We start from the raw sequence: 19801 nt of genomic DNA on the forward strand, positions 1-19801 counted from the left end.
TCTAACGGTAAAAGCCCGGATAGAGTTCAGGGTATTAGAGTTTCACTAGGCGAGGTTTGCGATGTCCCGCATGATCCGTTTCCACAAGTTTGGCCCGGCCGAGGTGCTCAAGATCGAAGAGCAGGCCGCGCCGCAGCCGGCTGCCGGCGAGGTGCAGATCCGCGTTGAAGCGATCGGCATCAGCTGGTACGACGTGCTCTGGCGCCAGAACCTGGCGCCGTCCCAGGCACGCTTGCCAGCCGGCATGGGTCATGAAATGGCGGGCGTGGTCAGCGCGGTAGGCGAGGGTGTCGACGACCTGCAAGTCGGTGACAAGGTCGCCAGCTTTCCGGCTGCCAGCGCCAACGACTACCCGGTGTACGGCGAGGTCATCGTGTTGCCGCGCAACGCCGTGACCCGCTACCCGCAACACCTCACCCCGGTCGAAGCCAGCGTGCATTACACGCCGCTGCTGATGGCCTATTTCGCCTATGTCGACCTGGCCCGGGCCAAGGCCGGGCAGACCGCCCTGGTCACCGATGCCAGCCACTGTGCGGGGCCGGCCTTCGTGCAGATGGGCAAGGCGCTGGGCCTGAAGGTTTTCGCCGCGACCAAGGATGCCGAAGAGCGCGAGTACCTGCTTTCGCTGGGCGCCGAGAAGGTTATCGTCACCGAGGAACAGGACCTGCTCATGCAGGTCAACAAGTACACCGGCAACCGTGGCGTCGACATGGTTCTCGATGGTCTGGGCGGTCCGCAGATGTCGTTGCTCGGCGATGTGCTGGCACCGCGTGGCAGCCTGGTGCTGTATGGCCTGCAGGGCGGCAACCAGACACCGTTCCCGGCGTGCGCGGCGTTTCAGAAGAACATCCAGTTCTTCGTGCATTGCATTGGCAACTTCACCGGCAAACCGGAACTGGGTATCAGCCAGGACCAGGTGGCGTTGCAACGGGCACTGCGTGACATCAACCAGTTCACCGCCGACAAGCTGCTGACCCCGCAAATCATCAAGACTTACCCCTTCGAACGTGTGGTAGAAGCGCATCGCTACATGGACGAATGCCCATGCGGTGGACGCCTGGTGCTGGAAATCGCCAGCGCCTGAAGTTGCAGGTAGAAACAAGCCCGGGCTGTGCTCGGGCTTTTTTGTGCCTCTTTCCTATGTGAGTTTCGGATATTTCAATCAAGTACATTGCCTGCGCAATGCAGGTAAGTTCGCTATGTTCAAGTTTGTCGGAAAATCTACCGTCGCTGGCTGAAAGCAAGCAGAAAGCTGTTTGAATCTGAACGGATTTTTTACCGGGTTCTGTATCTTTTATTCATCAGCCAACACCCGATAATAACCTGTCGTTTGTGCACTCAAGGAGTGAGTTGTGATGAAGCAAGGTCCGGTTGTTCAGGCTGTCGGTGGCTTTGGTGTGGGTGAGTTCGCCTGGTTGAATTGGCAGGTCAGCAAGTTTCTGTAGGAACTTGTGGGAAGTTTCCTAGGATATTAGACGGGTCTTTATTTCTGCTGATTGAATGATTTCGCAGGAGCGATTTTTTTCAGGCGGTCGTAACTGAAATTCAGGTGGGCGTTATGGGCAGTATTCACGATCAGGCCATGCAGTATATATATCAGCAAGTATTGCAACGATTGCTTGAGCATTTGTCGCAGGCGCAAAAGGCCTCGCTGCAGCTATTGATTCAGCGGCTGATTGTGGCCGCCGGCGGGGTCGAGCGTATCAAGGGATTGCGCTTGATGTTCGTGCTCGATGCCAGCTTGTCCAGCGCCCAGGCGCTTGCCTGTTTGCGTGCCGCGCAGCTGAGCATTGCCGCACGATCCCCGGCGACTTTCCATCTGCGTATTGCCACTGCCTGGCAAGCCGGGATGAGCACAACGGCCTTGGCAAACATAGATAGCACGTTCTCCCGATTGTTTATGCATGATGATCCGCGCATCGATCTGCTGGTACTCGATGCCGGCGAACTGCTGCCTTACGACAGCCGTCGAGCACCGTCCGGTGAGCAGCAGCAGGCAGAGCGTCAGGAATGGTTGCTGTGCGGGCATCTGTCGAGTGACGGGCCGTTGCTGGCGAACTTTGCCAGCCATGGTTACCTGCACCTGGCTGAACTTGCCCTGCAGGCACTGCGTTACAAAGGCGGTGTGGATGCCATCATCAGTACCGAGTCGCTCGCTGATCGCAAGCGCTACCTGGCCTGGAGCCGGCGCTCATTGCGCGATGCCGAGTTGCTCGGGGCACGTCCGATCCACAGCTGTGCCATCTCGTTGCTGGAAGGGATGAGTGAACTGCGCGCCCGCTATTGGAACCTGTTGCAGGGGCGCGAGCCTGCGCCTGCGGTGCTGCCTGGACCTGATGCGGACTGTCGGCCGGCGTTGCGCTTTATCGCCATCGATGACCTGGTGTCTGATCGTGATTCCCACCAGGGTGAACGGCTGAGTCGCTTTCTGGGCCATCGTTTCGACGAGCAGGCCTTTCCCTGTGAGCGCTCGGGAGTTGCCAATCCCTTGCTGTTGGCCCACCTGCAAGGGCTGCAGGCGGAATTCGTTGACGACACGCGCTATCGCGACGGTATCGAGCGCTACCTGCAGCAAACCCGTCAGCTGATGCAGCGCAAAGCGCTAGCGCAATCCCTGCAGACCCGGGTGCTCAATCACTGGCAACCGGGGGTGCTGGAACTGCGACGTAGCGAGGCGAATGATTTCGCCCTGCAAGCGTATGGCCTGCGCGAAGCGCAACTGGTTTGCCAATTGTTCAGCCCTTTTGTCGGGCAGGGCCTGAAGCTGGAAGCTTTTCTGCGCCGCTGCCACCCCGGCATGCTGGTTGCCGTCCCATATTTGCACAAGGCGTTGCGCAGGCAGCCGGCGCCGGAACCGGTGGTGCAGTGGTTGGTGGATACCAGTGGCTTGCCGCTGGTCATGCTGCAGCAGCTCTATGCCCGCGAGCCATTGGCCGAGCGTCGCGCCGACTGCCTGTTGAACCGTTTGCGAGTGCGGGGTGCCGATCTGCGTCATCTGCAGGCTGAGGCTGCGAACGGCGTACGGCACAGGGGTGATCAGGTTGGCAGCCCTTGATGAAGCGAGCCACCAAAACCAGCGTGTTTGCCTATCAGGCGGTGTATCGCTACCTGGTTGAACTGATTGCCCAGATGGCGCCGGGCAGCTACAACAAGCTGCCTTCGCTACGTGATCTGTCGCAGCGTTTGAATGTTTCGATCTCGACCATCCAGTACGCCTACTCGTTGCTTGAGCACGAAGGGCGCGTACAGTCGGTGCCCAAGTCCGGCTATTTTGCCAGGGGTGGTGCGCTGGCAGTGCAGGCACTGGCTGATGAGCACTTGTTGCAGGATCTGCAGCAGCATGCCAGCAGCCCGCAGATACTCGAGTTCAGTGGCGTGCAATCCCTGCCTTCACTGGAGTCGAATCTACTGGCGGTCGAGCGCCAGCTGTTACGCCAGAGTCCACGGCCTGCCGGGCTTGTTCATCCGTGTGGCGAGCTCGAGCTGCGCACGGCGCTGGCGGCGCGCTATACCCATTCCGTGCAGCTGTACTGGAATGCCGAAGATGTTTATCTGGCACTGGACCTGCGTTCGCTGTTCGAGACGATGCTGGCAGCCCTGGAGCTGCAAGGCTGCACGATTGTGGTGACTGCGCCGTGTTCCTGGCGTTTGCTGAGGATCTTGCGGGTCAGCGGGTTACGGGTCATCGAATTGCCGTTGGGCAGTGACGGTGCGCTGGATCTTGAGCGTTTTGCCAGGGTGCTGCAGCGCGAGCCGGTGCGCATGGTCATGCTCGCCTCGCGCTTGAACAGCCCGCATGGCAGCCTGGTGCCGCTGGCACAGCATCAGGCGATTGCCCAGTTGCTGGCTGAGCACGGGGTGTGGCTGCTGGAAAACGACCTGGAGTCCGAGTACTGCTTTGCCGCACCGCCGCAGCGCAGCCTGCGCGAAATGGTCGACCCGCAGCGATTGCTGGTGTTCTCGTCACTGGAGCGCACGGTGGGGGCCGAAGCGCCGTATGCCTACCTGTTGTCGCGTCATTGCCCGCGGCAACTGCAGCATCAATTTCTGGCCCGGGGCTTTCGCTTGCCGCCTTTGCGTCAACAGGCAGTGGCCCGGCTGTATGCCAAGGGGCGGATTGATCTTCATCTGGAACAGGCACGCTTGCGCCTGCATGAGCGCGTCACCCACCTGTATCGGCAGATGCAGGTGCAACTGGGCGCTCATTTGCACTTTCAGATGCCGGCGGGAGGGGCAACGATCTGGGCGCAAGCGCGGACACCGCTGGACATCCGCGCCCTGTTTCATCGCATGCTGGATCAGGGACTGGTGATCGCCCCGGGTGAGCTGTTCAGCCTGCAGGGGGATTATTGTCAGCATATGCGTCTGGGCTGGCCGCCAACGCCGTACGATGATCTGCAGGGTGGATTGAGTGTGTTGCGTGAGGCGTTGCAGCGGCTCTAGAAGGCCAGCAGGTAACGCAAGGTCAACTGGTCACCTTCGGCGCGGTTGCGTGCCCCGGATTCGCTGTAGTAGTTGACGAACACGCTGTGCCCGCCGGTGCTGTAACGCACCCCCGGCCCGAAGCCGAACACCTGCTCTTTGGAATCCTGCTGACGATGGCCATCGATGCGGTCGGCACTGATCTGTTTGAGGTGGTAACCGGCCAGGCCCACACGCCAATGATCGTCCAGTGCGTAGGAGGCGGCAAAGTTACTGTGCACGGCTTCACCGGGCTGGATGTCGCTGGCTTGCAGGCGTTCGGCCGGGCTGTCGTTGCGGCTGTTCCAGGCGTAGTGCAGGCGACCGCTGAACTCCAGGCGCTCGCTGGCCAGCCAGGTGAAGGCGTAGTGCGGGCTGAAGGTCCAGACATTGCTGCCGGTATTGATCTGCGCGTTCTTGTCGTAGTCGCCGGTGGGCAGGGTGAAGACGAAGTTCAGGCGCTGCCAGAAGGGGCGGCCGAACAAGGTGACCGGGTCCCACTGCAGCAGCAACGGGCTGACCACCAGGTCGCCCTGTCGGGTGCGGGTGCCTTGCGGGCCACTGTCGATATCCAGGTCCAGGTGCACCAGTGGCAGCAGTACTTCGGCACCGTAATAGGCGCCCGCGATGCGCTGCTCGCTGATGTAGGCGAAGTGCGGCAACACAGTGGCGCTGCGCACCCGCTGGCGCCCCGGTACCGAATGGCCGCCGGCATCGACGCTCTGGTTGCTGCGGTTGTACTGGACTGGCAGCTCGAAGAGCATGCCGGGCTGGGTAATACCATCCAGAAAACTGGTGTTGCCCAGGGGCAGGGGAGGCAGGCTGACGCTGTCGGCCTGGGCTTCCAGGCACATTAACGGCCAGAGCAGGCCAAGGGTGGGCAGGTGGGCTGCACGCATGCAAGAGTCTCTTGTCAGGTTTGATCAAAGCAGGTTGAAGGGGTAATCGAGGATCACCCGGTATTCGTCGGCGCTGGCATTGCCGCGGGTATTGCCCGGGGCGGTGTAGCCGTCACCGGGACGATGACTGGCCCAGCGCAGGGTCAGGTTCAGGCCCTTGGCCGGGCCATCGGGCACGGCGTAGCGCAAGGCGATATCACGTTCCCAGTGTTTGGCATGCTTGCCGTCGGGGTTGTAGATGTAGCCATAGCCGGGGCTTGCCGGATCGACACGGGTGAGGTCGGCTTCGCCACGGGTGTAGCCGACACTGAACTGCAGGTTCGGCGCGCGCAGGGCTTGCAGGCTGGTCTGGTACTGCAGTTTCCAGGACTTTTCGCCGGGGCCGTTGAAGTCGGCGTACTGCATGGCGTTGTTCAGGTAGAGGAACGTCCGGTCGTTCTGGGCGAGGAAATCGAACGGGGTGTTGCCATCGATCTTCTGCAACCCGAAGGTAAGCGACTGCGCTCCCTGCGCCAGGGTCAGGCCGGCACTGTAGGCATCGTTGTCGATCGGCCCCAGCTGGCTGCGGCCCTGGTCACGCGTCTTGTAGTAGTGCAGGTAGGGCGTCAGGCGCAGGGTGGAACTCAGCGCGAAGGTCTGGCTCAGGCCCAGGTAGTGCTGGTCCCACAGGTCTTCGAGACGGCCGCTGTACCAGGTCAGGTTCAAAGTCTGGACGACGTTGTAGGTCGCGCCAAGCCAGGTCATGTGCGAGCTTTCGCGGTCAGGTGCAACGCCCGCCCGGTTGCCATTGCCGTAGGCGCTTTGCAGGTTGCTGTGGCCGCTCTGGTTGCGCAGGCGGGTCGACTCGACCCAGCCGGCATCGAACATGAGCTGATCGATGCTGAAGTTCTTTACCGTCACCCCTCGATAGCTCTGCGGGAACAGGCGACTGCTGCCACTGGCGATCAGCGGGTTTTCCAGCAACTGGTCACCGACCTTGAGCAGGCTGTCGAAGGCACGAAATTTCAACGCCGCACCGGCAGCGGAAAACTCGTCTTGCGGTCGGCCCTGGCTGTCCAGCGGCATCAGGCCGGCACCGCCACTGCCGCCACCGCCGTCCAGCTTCAAGGCGCTGAAACCGTGCACATCCAGGCCGATACCGATCGGGGTGTCGGTGTAGCCGGAGCGAAATGACAACAGCACGCCCTGCGCCCACTCGCGTTGATCGCGCCGTGCCGGGGTGTGGTGGTTGTCGCGGGCGAAGTAGTAATTGCGCAGCAGGCCGTTGAGGCTAGAACCGCTGATCAGTCCAGGGGCGATGGCCAGTTCCGCGTGCTGGCGCTGGGTCAGGTCGATGTTGATGTTGTCCCGTTGCCCGAGGGAGTTGTCGGCCTGGCTGGCCGTGGAGGCGCACACCAGACTCAGGGCCAGCAACGGTGATCGGCTTGGGTTTACCCGGTTCATCAGTGCGGTGCCCCCAGATTTTATCGTTGTTCTAACGGTGGTACGTTGTTCAGTCAAAATGTGTCGCCAGCGACCACCTGAATCGAATAACTTGTGACTTTAGTGGGTTTCTGGTGGTCGCGTAATCCACATGTTCGGACTTCTAAGTCCCATTTATGGAACGATCGAGAGTCCATGCATGATTGATCTGAATGAGTTGTTCGTGTACTTGAAGGTAGTCGAGCAGGGTGGCTTTGCCGCTGCCGCTCGCCAGTTGGGCATGCCCAAGTCGACCGTCAGCCGCAAGGTTGGCAGCCTGGAAGAGCGCTTGGGCTTTCGTTTGATCCAGCGTTCGACCCGTTATTTCCAGGTCACTGAAATCGGCCAGGACTACTATCGCCATTGCCAGGCGATGATGGCCGAGGTGGAGGCGGCGGAGAGTGTGGTGCAGCGCAACCGCGCCGAACCCTGCGGGACGATCCGCATCAGTTGCACCACGCTGCTGCTGAATTTCGCCCTGGCGCCGATGTTGGCCAGCTTCATGAGCCAGCACCCGCGGGTCGAACTCTATGTCAAATCCTTCAACCGCAAAGTCGATGTGATCAGTGAGGGCTTCGACCTCTCCCTGAGCCTGGCCTTTCTGCCGCTGGAGAACAGCGACCTGGTGATGAAGCCATTGGCCCGCTGCCCCCAGGTGCTGGTGGGCAGCCCGCAACTGCTGGCGCGCCATGTGTTGCCGCAGTTTCCACTGCAGCTGGGCGAGTTGCCCAGTGTCGAATGGGAGCGCACCCGTGCCAGCAATACCTGGCAATTGAGCGATGGCGAGCAAGTGGTTGAAGTTCGCCATCGACCCCGGCTGATCAGCGACGACATCGCTACCTTCAAGCAGGCACTGCTCGACGGCGTAGGGGTTGGCTGTGTGCCGCACTTTCTGGTGGCCAGTGAGTTGCAGCAAGGGCAGCTGGTGCAGGTATTACCCGCATGGGCCCCGGCCGAGGGCGTAGTGGTGGCGATGTTTGCGTCGCGGCGCGGGCTGCTGCCTTCGGTGCGGGCATTGATCGACTACCTTGACGAGGCTTTCCGGCAGGCCTGGGGGCAGCGCTGAACCGGCAGGTTGGCAAATCCCTTGAAGTGGTAATTTACATTCAGTGCGTATGATAATAAGGTTTAATCATACGGTGTGTATGTATATTGTCCCGTGAGCGCTGGCGAACGGAGTTTTTCGATAGGGAGAGTCGAGCATGTTCAATCTATACCGCGCGTTATTCCAGGCTCAGGGCACCAAGGGTTTTGCCCTGGCCGGCCTGCTGGCCCGCATCCCGTTGCCGATGACCGCGATCGGCATCATCACCATGCTGTCGCAACTGCGTGGTAGCTATGGCCTGGCCGGCGCTGTATCGGCCACTTTCGTGCTTACGTATGCCCTGATGTCACCCCTGGTCTCACGCCTGGTGGATCGTTACGGTCAACGCCGGGTGCTGCCGGCGGCTGCCGGTCTTAGCGTCGTGGGTATCTTGCTGCTGCTTGCCTGTACCTATTGGCAGGCTGCGGACTGGACGTTGTTTGTCGGCGCCGGGCTGGCCGGCTTCATGCCCAGCATGTCGGCGATGGTGCGTGCCCGCTGGACCGCCATCTACCGTGGCAAGGCACAACTGCAGACGGCCTATTCGTTGGAAACAGTGCTCGACGAAGTTACCTTCATCGCCGGCCCGCCGATATCGGTGGGGTTGAGCGTGGCGGTGTTGCCGCAGGCGGGACCGCTGGCCGCCGCAGTGCTGTTGGCCATAGGCGTGTTTGCCCTGGTCGCTCAGGTGAGCACCGAGCCGCCAGTGGAAGGCGCTGCCGGGGCTGGACAACACGAAGTGTCAGTCATCCGTCTTGCGGGCGTGCGTTTGCTGACGTTGCTGATGATCGTCATGGGCGTGATCGTCGGCACAGTGGACATCGTCAGCGTAGCCTTCGCCGAACAGCTGGGCTCTGCGGCTGCAGCGAGCGTGGTTTTATCGTGCTACGCCATTGGCTCATGCGTTGCCGGGTTGGTTTTCGGTGCGCTGAAGCTGCAGACACCGCTGCGCAAGTTGCTCCTGCTGGGTGGTGTTGCGACGGCAGCGACCACTTTGCCACTGTTGCTCGCAGAGAACATTTTTGGCCTGTCGGTTGCGGTGCTGGTGGCAGGGCTGTTCTTCGCACCCACCATGATTGTGGCGATGTCTCTGGTAGAGCGCATCGTACCGCACAGCAAGCTGACCGAAGGAATGACCTGGTTGCTGGCCGGGCTGAATATTGGTGTCGCCACCGGAGCTGCGGCATCGGGCCAGGTTGTCGATCTGCTGGGCGCCAAGGCTGGATTCAACGTAGCGCTTTGTGCCGGCGTCGCGGTGTTGCTGGTAGCGTTTTGGGGGTATCAGCGCATGCGTGATCGGGTCGAACAGGTTTCTTGTTCCGCTTAACTGGGCGGCCTTCATGGTGTGCTGGCCGTTAGCGGTGAGCTTCTGGATCGCGGAGCTTGTCAACCCATCATTCGGTCATGACAATAGATACGGACTGTATGAATAAATGCACCTATTCCTACCTCGGGCTGCATAGAACAGGAGAAGCTGGATGGCTCGCCGTACCCGCGCCGAAATGGAAGAAACCCGTGCCACGTTGTTGGCGATCGCGCGCAAGCTCTTTACCGAGCGAGGCTATGCCGACACCTCGATGGATGATCTCACCGCGCAGGTGGGGTTGACCCGCGGTGCGCTCTATCATCACTTTGGTGACAAGCAGGGTTTGTTGTCAGCAGTAGTGGAGCAGCTCGACGCTGAAATGGATGAGCGGCTGCAAGCCATCACTGACACTGCCGAGGACGCCTGGCTGGGCTTTTGTCATCGCTGTCGTGCCTATCTGGAGATGGCGCTGGAGCCTCAAATTCAGCGTATTGTGTTGCGCGATGCCAGGGCAGTGTTAGGTGGCGGATCGCCGGATGCGCAACGCCACTGTGTGGAGTCGATGCAACTGCTGATCGACAACCTGATACAGCAAGGCATCGTCGTGAATGTCAATTCACAGGCATTGGCATCATTGATTTATGGCAGCCTGGCTGAAGTTGCGTTCTGGATTGCAAATGCAGAGGACGGCAATGCGCGTCTCGCACAAGGTGTTGCTGCGCTGGATTTGCTACTGCGTGGAATCCTGGTTAAGCGGCAGGGTGAGGAGGAATGAGCGAAGGCGTCTTTGCTGGCCCGGGTTTTTGATAAAGCGCATTTATCGGCTGCAGACCGGCGGTCCGCATGCAGGTTGCCAACGCTACAGGTCTGTATGTATAAACAGTGCTATCAATGCCTGCCAGTAGCCCTGCCGTGATTGCCCACTCTGTCGACGACCCGTTCTATTACCTGCACAACTTCGAGCAAGTGCTGCAGTGGATTGCGCTGCGCTATGCCGATCTGCTGGACGACAGCGAGCGCGCCTTCATTGCCCAGTTCCCTGAGCAACCGCGCGCTGCCCGGGCGTTGCTGGTGCGCATGGTGATGCGCAAAGGCGAGCTGTTTCGCCCCAGTAAGCTGGTCTATGAAGAAATCGGGCCGCCGCTGTCAGCCTTGCAGCCTTTGCTGGCGCGGGGCTGGGTCACCGACGCTAGCCACTTGAGTCTCGAACAGCTGTTTCAGGTGCTGCGCAAGGAAGAAATCGCCAGTGGTTTTGCGCCGCAACTGACGCGTCCGAGGGCGGCCAAGGCCGAGCTCTTCGCCCAGTTGCAAGCGCTCGAACTGCCGCCTCGGCCCTTGCAAGACTGGTTGCCAGGCTTCGCCGAACCGATCATTACCCTGCAGCTGCAAGCGCTGTGTGATCGCTTTCGCCTGCTGTTCTTCGGCAACCTGTATCAGGACTGGTCGGAATTCGTCCTGGCAGACCTCGGCCTGCTGCGCTACGAGCAGGTGGCGTTCAGTGATGAGTCGCGGGCGCTGCGGCAACGTAGCGATGTTGACCTGGCCCTGGCGCTGCACCAGTGCAACGAGCTGCTTGAGCAGGGCGCGCCGCTGTCGCAGGTGCTGGAGCAGGTCGAGTCACTGGACAGCGATAATCCCTGGCTGCGACGTCGCCGCTCGCGCCTGTTGTATCAGCTTGGCCAGCACAGTGAACGCCTGGGCGACTGGGACCTGGCGCTGCGGATCTACCCGCGCAGCCAGCACCCGCAAGCACGGATTCGGCGGATTCGGGTGCTCGAACGCAGTGAGCAGTGGGACCAGGCCCATGCCCTGGCTACGGAAGTTGCCGCACAACCCGCCAGTCCCATCGAAGTCCAGGCGCTGACGCGGATCCTGCCACGCCTGCAGCGCAAGCTGGGCGGGCCGCCGCAACGACGACGGGTGAAAACGAAGACTGACCTGATCGAACTGCAATTGCCGCTGGAGCAGGCGGCGCTGGGGGTAGAGCAGGCGGCGCAGCTGCATTTGGCAGAGCAGGGCGGTCAGGTGCATTACGTGGAGAACACCCTGTTCAACAGTCTGTTCGGCCTGTTGTGCTGGGAAGCCATTTTCGCGCCGTTGCCGGGCGCGTTCTTTCACCCGTTCCAGAGCGCCCCGCAAGACCTGCACGATCCGGAATTTCAGGCGCGGCGCAGTGCCTTGTTCGCTGACTGCCTGGAGCAACTGGAGGATGGTCGCTACCGACAGACCATCCGCCGGCACTTTGTCAGCAAACAGGGCCTGCAGTCGCCCTTTGTCTATTGGCAGGTGCTCGACGAAACGCTGCTCGAACAGGCTCTGGCCTGCCTGCCAGCGCTGCACCTCAAACACTGCTTCGAGCGTTTGCTCGAAGATATCCAGAGCAATCGCGCCGGCATGCCCGACCTGATCCAGTTCTGGCCCGAACAGCAGCGTTACCGGATGATCGAGGTCAAGGGGCCGGGTGACCGCCTGCAGGATAACCAGCTGCGCTGGATCGATTTCTGTAGCGAGCATGGCCTGCCGGTCGAGGTGTGCCATGTGCGCTGGATAACGCCGACACCATGAGTTATCGCGTGGCAGTGCGAGCATTGTGCGAGTTCAGCGCCAAGGTGGGCGATCTGGACTTGCGCTTCACTCCGTCGCCCACGGCCCAGGAGGGCATCAGCGGCCATCAGCGGGTGGTGGCCCGGCGTGGGCCGGGATTCGAGGCTGAGATCAGCCTTGAAGGGCAGTTTGGCGCCTTGCAGGTGCGCGGCAGGGCCGACGGCTATGACCCGCAGCTCAATCGCCTGGAGGAAATCAAGACCTACCGCGGCGACCTGGCGCGCCAGCCGGATAATCATCGGCAGTTGCACTGGGCCCAGGCCAGAGTCTATGGCTGGCTGCTCTGCCAGCAACGTCAGCTCAGCGAAATCAACCTGGCCCTGGTGTACCTGGATGTCGACAGCGACAGCCAGACCCTGATCGAACAGCGCTGCAGTGCGCTGGAGCTTGAGCAGTACTTCAACAGCCAGTGCGCGATCTTCCTGCACTGGGCCGAACAGCAACTGCAGCGAGTAGCCCTGCGCGACGCCGGGCTGCAGGCGCTGAGCTTTCCTTATGGGCAGATGCGCCGCGGCCAGCGCGATCTTGCCGAAACTGTGTACAAGGCGGTGAGTACCGGGCGCTGCCTGATGACCCAGGCCACCACCGGTATCGGCAAGACCCTCGGCACCCTGTTCCCGTTGCTCAAGGCCATGGTCCCGCAGCAGTTGGACAAAATCTTCTTTCTCACCGCCAAGACACCCGGCCGTGCCCTGGCCCTGGAAGCCCTGCATCAGGTCCACGACAGCGCTCCCGAGCTTGCCCTGCGCAGCCTGGAACTGGTAGCCCGCGACAAAGCCTGCGAATACCCCGGCACGGCGTGCCATGGCGAGGCCTGCCCCTTGGCCAAAGGCTTCTACGACCGTCTGCCCGCTGCTCGCCAGGCGGCCCAGGCGCTGACCATCCTCGACAAGACCGCATTGCGCGAGGTTGCCCTGGCTCATCAGGTCTGCCCTTATTACCTGGGGCAGGAGATGGCGCGTTGGGTCGATGTGCTGGTGGCCGACTACAACTACTATTTCGACCAGAGTGCTTTGCTCTATGGTCTTGCCCAGGTCAACCAGTGGCGGGTGGCGGTGCTCGTGGATGAGGCGCACAACCTGGTGGAGCGGGCACGCCAGATGTACAGCGCCAGCCTCGATCAATGGCAGTTGCAGGCCTTGCGCCGGAGCAAGCCGGCAGGCATGGGCAGTGCGCTGGATCGCCTTAACCGTCATTGGAATGCCCTGCACAAGGCGCAGGTGGCGCCTTATCAGGTGATCGAGGCGTTACCGGAGGCGTTCCTCAAGGCGTTGCAGCAGTGTATCGGTCTGATTCAGGAGCAGCTCAACCAGCAACCCACCGGGCTCGATCCGGCGCTGTTGCAGTTTTTCTTCGATGCGTTGCAGTTCATCCGCGTCAGCGAGCTGTTCGACGCCCATTATCTCTTCGATATCAGCAAGCGCGAGGGACCGGGCAAACGCAGCCTGTCGACCCTGTGCCTGCGCAATGTGGTACCGGCGGCACAGATCGGCCCGCGCATGGCGAGCGCCCGCAGCGTCACGTTGTTTTCCGCGACCCTGAGCCCAAGGCACTACTACGCCGATTTGCTCGGAATGCCGGCCAACACCGCCTGGCTCGAAGTGGCTTCGCCCTTTGCCGCCGAGCAGTTGCGCGTGCAGGTAGTAAGCCATGTCTCGACCCGTTATCAGCATCGAGCCGCCTCGGTCCTGCCGATCAGCGAGCTGATTGCAGCGCAGTTTGCCGAAGCGCCCGGTAACTATCTGGCGTTTTTCAGCAGCTTCGAGTACCTGCAGCAGGTGGCCGCAATGCTCGCCGCAAGCCATCCGCACATCGTCCAGTGGTGCCAGGCGCCGGGGATGGACGAGGCGCGGCGCCAGGCTTTTCTGCAGCGCTTTGAGCCCCAGGGTCGTGGTGTTGGCTTTGCCGTGCTGGGAGGGGCCTTTGCCGAGGGCGTCGATCTGCCAGGCACACGCTTGATCGGCGCTATTGTCGCCACCCTGGGGCTGCCGCAGGTCAACCCGGTGAACGAGCAGATCAAGCAACGCATGGCCCAGCTGTTCGGCGCCGGGTTCGACTACACCTACCTGTATCCCGGGGTGCAGAAGGTCATCCAGGCGGCCGGGCGGGTGATTCGCGGCACTGAAGACAGGGGCATGGTCATGCTGATTGACGACCGCTTTGCCGAGCCGCGGGTGCAGGGCATGTTTCCGGCCTGGTGGGCGTCGCAGCAGAAATAATCACGCTGCAAGGGAGCATTGGCATCGCGTGCTTGTCAAAGTGCCAGTAAACTCCGTGTTTTCATTACCCTGAACATCCTTTCTTGAGGTTTTGCATGAAGCTCAGTCCTTTGGCAGGCAAACCGGCTCCGGCCTCCGTGCTGGTGGATATTCCGCGCCTGTTGACCGCCTACTACACCGGCCAGCCCGATGCCAGCATTGCCAGCCAGCGCGTCGCGTTCGGCACCTCCGGGCACCGCGGCAGCTCGCTGGACCTGAGCTTCAACGAGAATCACGTCCTGGCCATCAGCCAGGCGATCTGCCTGTACCGTCAGGCCAAGGGCATCGATGGTCCGCTGTTCGTTGGCGCCGATACCCATGCGCTGTCGACACCGGCTGCGGCCAGTGCCTTGCAGGTTCTGGCGGCCAATGGCGTTGAAGTCATGCTGTCCAAGGATGACGAGTACACGCCGACGCCGGCGGTGTCCCACGCCATCATTTGCTACAACCGTGGGCGCAGCAGTGGCCTGGCCGATGGCATCGTCATCACGCCTTCGCATAACCCACCGCAAAGCGGTGGCTTCAAGTACAACCCGCCCAATGGCGGTCCGGCCGACAGCGATGTGACCAAGTGGATCGAAGCCAAAGCCAACGAGCTGCTGGCCGGTGGTCTCAAAGACATCCAATGCATGGATCACGAGCAGGCGCTGCAGGCCAGCACCACTCACCGCCATGACTATGTGGCCAGCTATGTCGCCGACCTGGAAAACGTCATTGATTTCGACGTCATCCGCAGTGCTAACCTGCGTCTGGGCGTTGATCCGCTGGGCGGGGCGGGTGTGCGTTACTGGTCGGCGATTGCCGAGCATTACAAGCTGAATCTGGAAGTGGTAAACACCGAGGTCGACCCGACGTTCCGTTTCATGTCGGTAGACTGGGATGGTCAGATCCGTATGGACCCGTCCTCACCCTATGCCATGCAGGGCCTGATCGGTCTGCGCGAGCGTTTCGACGTGGCCTTTGCCTGCGACCCGGACCATGACCGCCATGGCATCGTCACCAAGAGCGGCCTGCTGGCCCCGAACAATTACCTGGCGGTGGCCATCGACTACCTGTTCCAGCACCGTCCGCAGTGGCGTCAGGATGCTGCAGTTGGCAAGACCGTGGTCAGCAGTGGCCTGATCGACCGCGTTACTGCGCGCCTGGGCCGCCGCTTGTATGAAGTGCCGGTGGGGTTCAAATTCTTCGCCGATGGTCTGTTCGATGGCAGCCTGGGCTTTGGTGGCGAGGAAAGCGCCGGTGCTTCGTTCCTGCGCAAGGATGGCAGCGTCTGGACGACTGACAAGGACGGCCTGATTCCGGCGCTGCTGGCGGCGGAGATCACTGCCCGCACTGGTCGTGATCCGAGCCAGGCTTATGCCGAACTGACCGCAGAGCTGGGCGAACCCTTTGCCACTCGCGTTGAGGCCAAGGCCAATGCGCAGCAAAAGGCGCTGCTGAGCAAACTGGCCCCGGAGCAGGTCAAGTCGACCGAACTTGCCGGTGAGCCGATCGAACAGATCCTCAGCCATGCCCCAGGTAACAGCCAGGCCATTGGCGGCCTGAAGGTGATGACTGCCAACGGCTGGTTCGCCGCACGACCGTCGGGCACCGAGGATATCTACAAGATCTACGCAGAAAGCTTTGTTAGCGAAGAGCATCTGCAACGCCTGGTGGCTGAAGCCCAGGCGTTGGTGGATGCTGCTATCGCCTGATGGCGTGAAATACATTGCGGGGTAATCCTCCTCCTTTCCGCCTCCCGGCGGCGACTCTCAAGTAGGGATGGAGGAGGATGTCAAATCACACAGGCACTGGATGGGACGTCATCATAGGGCCATGGCTTGCGTGTTGTTAATGAACAAGCAGCTGCTGGCTTTTTTGTATCGGCCCATCGCGGCTTGCGATTGCCAGGGGATTGGCAAATGGCGCTGATAGCGCAACTCGGCGAGGAATCGTTCTTCGTTCAGGCTGCCGTCCGGGTTGAAAAACCAGTTGATGCGCCCGGCGTAATAAGCGCCCAGTTCCCGCATCCCGCCGAAGATCCATGGCGACGAATCCATTGTTAAAGCGACCGTTGCATACTGCGGGAAGTTGGGGCATCCGTCATTGTGCATCCCATCGCTGCCGGTTGCATTTCTGAGGAAGAACGCGAACATTTCGCAGGATGGTGGCGGTGCGCCTTGCCACATCGGACTGTCATCCGAGGTGTTTGGAAATTGGCAGGCGTCTCTGATTTCCTTGGTGCAGGCTCTGTCTCGATCGATCTTGTTTTTAAAGGATTGATAAAAACACACGTTCCCGATCTTGTTGAGTTTTTCCCGCATTGCGGTGTTGGCCAGTGCCGGTTTGATGAGGAACAGGTGGGCGGCATATTGCCCTTTTTCGAGAGAGGTCGGGAGGTTCTCGCAGCCCAGGCTTTCCAGGGATTTGGAGACAATGCAACCCACCAGAACGGGATGTCTCCAGGCGAAAATGTTATAGCCGGTATTGCCGTCCTCATACAGTTGGCAGTGACGATCGAGATTGCTCAAGCCTGGCAATAGCAGTCTCAGGTTTTGATTCTTGAGGGTTTTCTCCAGTCCGTTTTTCAGCCAGCACAGATCAATCATCTCGCCATCACGATCACCGGCATGGTCGGAAACGATCAAGTTGGCAGTACCTCGGCGAATCAGTGCGTAAGCGCCAAGATTCTCCGACATGCCACCGTCGGACAAGTGAATGAAGGCGGAGTTTTCTTCGCCGGCCAAGCGCTCAGCATAGTAAAGCGGGAATGGCAGCAAATAATGCAGGCCGTACTGGAAGTCGCCGGCATTCGGATTGCGGATGGAGTACCCCCAGTCAGCGGCGCTGATTCGCAGTAACGCATTTAAGGCATTTCGTCCGAGTATGTTGGGAACGACCTTTTGCTGCGAGTCTGAGAAAGCAGCTGAGGATAACACCGCCTTGAAGGGAGGCAGGCTGTCGGGGGCGCCCTGATGGTAGCCATACAAACCTGAGCCATGTTGGTAGGGATCGATCTCGAATGCCGATAGGTAGAAGGGTTTGCGCTTTCCTATATCGAGCACACTGCGATCTTCCCCGGCGGTCGTATTGATGATCCATAAGGGGGCGCCTTTTATCTCATGAACCCGCTTGATGTCGTCGAAGGTCAAGGAGCGTGCTTGATCCATATCGCCTTCGATGCGGATATCGTTTCCGTAGATCGTGGTGATGCAGCCTTCGGTTTGCTTGTCGCAATTTGGAGGGCTGGCGCCATAGGTACGCACAATGCCTTTGGCATAGGCGTATTGAGTGGCGGAAAGTTCGAGATTCCAGTCAAAAAGTATATTTCCAAAGGCGTTGGCAACGACGGAGCCCACTTCCATGGGAATCAGTTCAACGACTTCATTGGAGAAGCGGCCATCCTCGCTGGTGGTGGTGTAATCAAATGCATGGGCTCCGAACATGTTCAGCCCTGTGCTGAAGATGTCCTGGTAACCACGCAGGTAATTCTGGAAGCGGTAGGGGTCACTACCCAGTTCAGGTCGATCCAGTGCATCCATGAGTTGGTCAAACTGCTTCTTTACAGTCATCCGTTGCTGGGGGGTGTCGTGCTCGTCGTCACTGGCCACCTTCAGCAGGTTTGTGTGGTTGTACTGGGGACAAGGATGCGGCTGCCTTGGCAGCCAGGTCGATGACTGGAAGGTGACGCCGGATTCGTCCATAAAGCGGCTGGGCAAACAGTCCAGAAAAATCGACTTTATGAAGGCTGGTGCAGTAGCGCGATTGCTAGCGAAATCGGGGTCGTCAAAGACAAGTCGCGAATAGTACCAATAGGTCGCATAGCCGCCGCCTGAGACCGATGAAATTACGTCAACGTTTTCCATTTGCCCTGATTCCACGAGGCCTTTAAGCACGCCCATGGAAAAATTCGAGGCTTTGGTGCCGCCACCTGCCAATGCCAACCCGAGGTAGGGCGGCTTATAGGCCGTGGCTTTCTGCTCGATGGAGAACTTTTCCTGCAATGTTGCCTGGCTGTAGTCAAGGAGAGGCTCTTTGTAGTCGCTGCTGCAACCAGTGAGCAGAACGCCGGCAATCAGCGTCGCAATTCGTCTGGTGAAAGCCTCGGATTGCTGCATTGTTCCCCCCATGTCCTGAGTGTTGCAGGACCCGATTGGATGGTTGTCATATCCCATCGAACCTAGTTCACGGCAGTTGCGGGAGGTCTGGACATGGCGCATTTCCGTGGAAAGTGTGACGCAGTTCACAAAAGAATGTTGTTTTTTTGACGTGCTGAGCTAGTCATTATCAATAGCGATTCTAAGTTGTTGAAGCGGAACCATATTAAATGGTTCGGTTTCTCAAGCGTTCAACCCGACAAGGTGGACAGAATGTCAAAGCCAAGATTCCTACCCGTTTTTGTGGTGTGCTCGCTGCTGACCGCCTGTGCAAGCATTGACAAAGGTGACGCCGCCAAGTTGGCAGAGGAAGGGAAGGCGACCACGCAGGAGGTGGTCAGGAAGAATGATCTTGTCGCTGAAAGCTTTATAACAAAAAACCAATGGCAATTGGTTCAGCGGCAACTCAGGTGCTCTGATTACAAGGACGAAGTTAAGTGTATTTCTGATAGTTCCAATTCCGCTGATGAGAAAATACTTGTTGAACTTTCGGAGTCAACGTCAAGTTATCTTGCGTTATTGAACAAAACCAGCATGGCTTTGAACAAGGTTTATGATGATTATTACAAGCTGGCCACTTATGACGACACTGAAGACATAAAATCCTCGGCAAAGGACTCGATAGCCCTGACCAATCAACTCATTGGTGCCGCCAACAAGCTGTCAGGCAAACAGTTCAGTCCTGTAGCTGAGGAACGTTCGGAAAAAGTTGGCAAGGGGCTTGGGTTTATAGCAAATACGTACAGGAATCATAGTCTGGTTAAGTATAATCAGGCGCTTTGTGATATGAGTGATGGGCTGCTTTATGGCATTAAGACCATGAATGAAAAGATACTTCCGGCGCATTATCAGCAAATAGCCAGTATGAAGTCATCCATCTCGAAATACTTGATCAAAACCGGTATCGTTTCCCCAAGCAATGCGTTAACTCCCTTGGTTGGGCAAGTGATGCCGGGTGTGCCGATGGCCAATCCCTATACGGGTAACAATCGTAAGGTGGTGGACAGTGCAGCGGCTACCTACTTGAAGGCTACAGGAAGCAGGCAAGACAAACTGGATCTTGCAGAACGAAATAAGTCAATCACTGACCTGAACAAGCTAATGGATGATCATGTTAAGTTGGGCGCAGTCAAACGCAAAGAGATAACTACCAATCAGGCCGCCGCTGCCAGGTTTTAAGGAGTTACTTCGATGGATGTATATGACCTTATTGCAAAGTCAGCTGAGAACTATTCGAATGCGGTTTCCAAGCGAGAGTACCATGCGGATGCTGCAGATGACATAGAGCTGAAAGGATTGGATGAGGCGGTTGATGAAGCGTATATGGCTTTAGAAACTGCATTCAATGACGGGCTTCGGTCTGTTGCTCTGGCAACTGACTCCCTTAAGTTTCAGGCTGAGAAAACTTCCAAGGCGATTGAAAGTGCAATAGAGGTGGCAGGGGATATACAAAGTGCTGTGGATAAAATCAATAAAGCCACAAAAGCAATAATTGATTTTATTGGCAAGGTCATTTAAGTGCTGCGTGTTGCTGTTGAGCGTTATCGGGGTGGCTGGCGCAACTCGGCATGTCAGATGTGATCCAAGACGAC

Annotated in this window: 14 protein-coding genes; 11 read left to right on the forward strand and 3 right to left on the reverse strand. The window is 59.2% G+C overall.

Features of this window, described 5'->3' with window-relative positions:
* Window positions 1-61: 61 nt before the first annotated feature.
* The 3 genes from AC07OF_RS15105 (at window position 62) to AC07OF_RS15115 (ending at window position 4443) form a co-directional block, all read left to right on the forward strand.
* Window positions 62-1084: a zinc-dependent alcohol dehydrogenase family protein gene (locus AC07OF_RS15105; protein WP_495073090.1), complete on the forward strand. Its 1023-nt coding sequence runs from the start codon at window positions 62-64 to the stop codon at window positions 1082-1084.
* Between the two features lie 498 nt (window positions 1085-1582).
* Window positions 1583-3055: a hypothetical protein gene (locus tag AC07OF_RS15110; RefSeq protein WP_495073091.1), complete on the forward strand. Its 1473-nt coding sequence runs from the start codon at window positions 1583-1585 to the stop codon at window positions 3053-3055.
* Window positions 3055-4443 carry an aminotransferase-like domain-containing protein gene (locus AC07OF_RS15115; RefSeq protein ID WP_157192370.1) on the forward strand — a complete coding sequence of 463 codons (1389 nt, stop codon included), beginning with the start codon at window positions 3055-3057 and terminating at the stop codon, window positions 4441-4443. The genes AC07OF_RS15110 and AC07OF_RS15115 overlap by 1 nt, the downstream gene beginning before the upstream one ends.
* Here the strand turns inward: AC07OF_RS15115 and AC07OF_RS15120 are convergent.
* The gene (locus AC07OF_RS15120) at window positions 4440-5360 is read right to left on the reverse strand and encodes a SphA family protein (RefSeq protein ID WP_157192371.1); all 921 of its coding nucleotides are present in this window, start codon (window positions 5358-5360) and stop codon (window positions 4440-4442) included. The two genes, AC07OF_RS15115 and AC07OF_RS15120, sit on opposite strands and share 4 nt — an antisense overlap.
* A gap of 24 nt (window positions 5361-5384) precedes the next feature.
* Window positions 5385-6803, reverse strand: coding sequence for an OprD family porin (locus AC07OF_RS15125; RefSeq protein ID WP_495073092.1), 1419 nt, complete (start codon window positions 6801-6803; stop codon window positions 5385-5387).
* A gap of 178 nt (window positions 6804-6981) precedes the next feature.
* On the opposite strand from AC07OF_RS15125, the gene AC07OF_RS15130 reads away from it, so the two are divergent.
* The 6 genes from AC07OF_RS15130 to pgm all read left to right on the forward strand — a co-directional run bounded on the left by AC07OF_RS15130 (window position 6982) and on the right by pgm (window position 15767).
* Complete coding sequence (locus tag AC07OF_RS15130; protein ID WP_038610393.1) at window positions 6982-7887, forward strand: LysR substrate-binding domain-containing protein; 906 nt, start codon at window positions 6982-6984, stop codon at window positions 7885-7887.
* A 136-nt stretch (window positions 7888-8023) separates the two neighbouring features.
* The gene (locus AC07OF_RS15135; protein WP_157192373.1) at window positions 8024-9232 is read left to right on the forward strand and encodes an MFS transporter; all 1209 of its coding nucleotides are present in this window, start codon (window positions 8024-8026) and stop codon (window positions 9230-9232) included.
* Window positions 9233-9383: 151 nt separating this feature from the next.
* Window positions 9384-9986, forward strand: a complete 603-nt coding sequence (locus tag AC07OF_RS15140) for a TetR/AcrR family transcriptional regulator (RefSeq protein WP_157192374.1) — start codon at window positions 9384-9386, stop codon at window positions 9984-9986.
* 137 nt (window positions 9987-10123) lie between these two features.
* Window positions 10124-11776, forward strand: coding sequence for a VRR-NUC domain-containing protein (locus AC07OF_RS15145; protein ID WP_495073129.1), 1653 nt, complete (start codon window positions 10124-10126; stop codon window positions 11774-11776).
* Window positions 11773-14034 carry an ATP-dependent DNA helicase gene (locus AC07OF_RS15150; RefSeq protein ID WP_495073093.1) on the forward strand — a complete coding sequence of 754 codons (2262 nt, stop codon included), beginning with the start codon at window positions 11773-11775 and terminating at the stop codon, window positions 14032-14034. Before AC07OF_RS15145 ends, AC07OF_RS15150 begins: the two co-directional genes overlap by 4 nt.
* A 95-nt stretch (window positions 14035-14129) precedes the next feature.
* Window positions 14130-15767, forward strand: a complete 1638-nt coding sequence (gene pgm, locus AC07OF_RS15155; RefSeq protein ID WP_495073094.1) for a phosphoglucomutase (alpha-D-glucose-1,6-bisphosphate-dependent) — start codon at window positions 14130-14132, stop codon at window positions 15765-15767.
* 111 nt (window positions 15768-15878) lie between these two features.
* On the opposite strand, the gene AC07OF_RS15160 is transcribed toward pgm, so the two are convergent.
* Entirely contained in the window at window positions 15879-18170 is a 2292-nt protein-coding gene (locus AC07OF_RS15160; protein WP_495073095.1) for a patatin-like phospholipase domain-containing protein, read from the reverse strand.
* A 252-nt stretch (window positions 18171-18422) separates the two neighbouring features.
* Between AC07OF_RS15160 and AC07OF_RS15165 the strand changes: the two genes are divergently transcribed.
* Both AC07OF_RS15165 and AC07OF_RS15170 read left to right on the forward strand, forming a co-directional pair.
* Entirely contained in the window at window positions 18423-19388 is a 966-nt protein-coding gene (locus AC07OF_RS15165) for a hypothetical protein (RefSeq protein WP_495073096.1), read from the forward strand.
* A 12-nt stretch (window positions 19389-19400) separates the two neighbouring features.
* Window positions 19401-19727, forward strand: a complete 327-nt coding sequence (locus AC07OF_RS15170; RefSeq protein WP_157192379.1) for a hypothetical protein — start codon at window positions 19401-19403, stop codon at window positions 19725-19727.
* Window positions 19728-19801 lie beyond the last annotated feature (74 nt).

It is taken from the genome of Pseudomonas sp. GW821-FHT10B02 (genome assembly GCF_059415665.1).

What these genes read in the sequence shown, in the direction of transcription:
- AC07OF_RS15105 (WP_495073090.1), top strand. Translation starts at nt 62, where the DNA reads ATGTCCCGCATGATCCGTTTCCACAAGTTTGGCCCGGCCGAGGTGCTC.
- AC07OF_RS15110 (WP_495073091.1), top strand. Translation starts at nt 1,583, where the DNA reads ATGCAGTATATATATCAGCAAGTATTGCAACGATTGCTTGAGCATTTG.
- AC07OF_RS15115 (WP_157192370.1), top strand. Translation starts at nt 3,055, where the DNA reads ATGAAGCGAGCCACCAAAACCAGCGTGTTTGCCTATCAGGCGGTGTAT.
- AC07OF_RS15120 (WP_157192371.1), bottom strand. Translation starts at nt 5,360, where the DNA reads ATGCGTGCAGCCCACCTGCCCACCCTTGGCCTGCTCTGGCCGTTAATG.
- AC07OF_RS15125 (WP_495073092.1), bottom strand. Translation starts at nt 6,803, where the DNA reads ATGAACCGGGTAAACCCAAGCCGATCACCGTTGCTGGCCCTGAGTCTG.
- AC07OF_RS15130 (WP_038610393.1), top strand. Translation starts at nt 6,982, where the DNA reads ATGATTGATCTGAATGAGTTGTTCGTGTACTTGAAGGTAGTCGAGCAG.
- AC07OF_RS15135 (WP_157192373.1), top strand. Translation starts at nt 8,024, where the DNA reads ATGTTCAATCTATACCGCGCGTTATTCCAGGCTCAGGGCACCAAGGGT.
- AC07OF_RS15140 (WP_157192374.1), top strand. Translation starts at nt 9,384, where the DNA reads ATGGCTCGCCGTACCCGCGCCGAAATGGAAGAAACCCGTGCCACGTTG.
- AC07OF_RS15150 (WP_495073093.1), top strand. Translation starts at nt 11,773, where the DNA reads ATGAGTTATCGCGTGGCAGTGCGAGCATTGTGCGAGTTCAGCGCCAAG.
- pgm (WP_495073094.1), top strand. Translation starts at nt 14,130, where the DNA reads ATGAAGCTCAGTCCTTTGGCAGGCAAACCGGCTCCGGCCTCCGTGCTG.
- AC07OF_RS15160 (WP_495073095.1), bottom strand. Translation starts at nt 18,170, where the DNA reads ATGCAGCAATCCGAGGCTTTCACCAGACGAATTGCGACGCTGATTGCC.
- AC07OF_RS15165 (WP_495073096.1), top strand. Translation starts at nt 18,423, where the DNA reads ATGTCAAAGCCAAGATTCCTACCCGTTTTTGTGGTGTGCTCGCTGCTG.
- AC07OF_RS15170 (WP_157192379.1), top strand. Translation starts at nt 19,401, where the DNA reads ATGGATGTATATGACCTTATTGCAAAGTCAGCTGAGAACTATTCGAAT.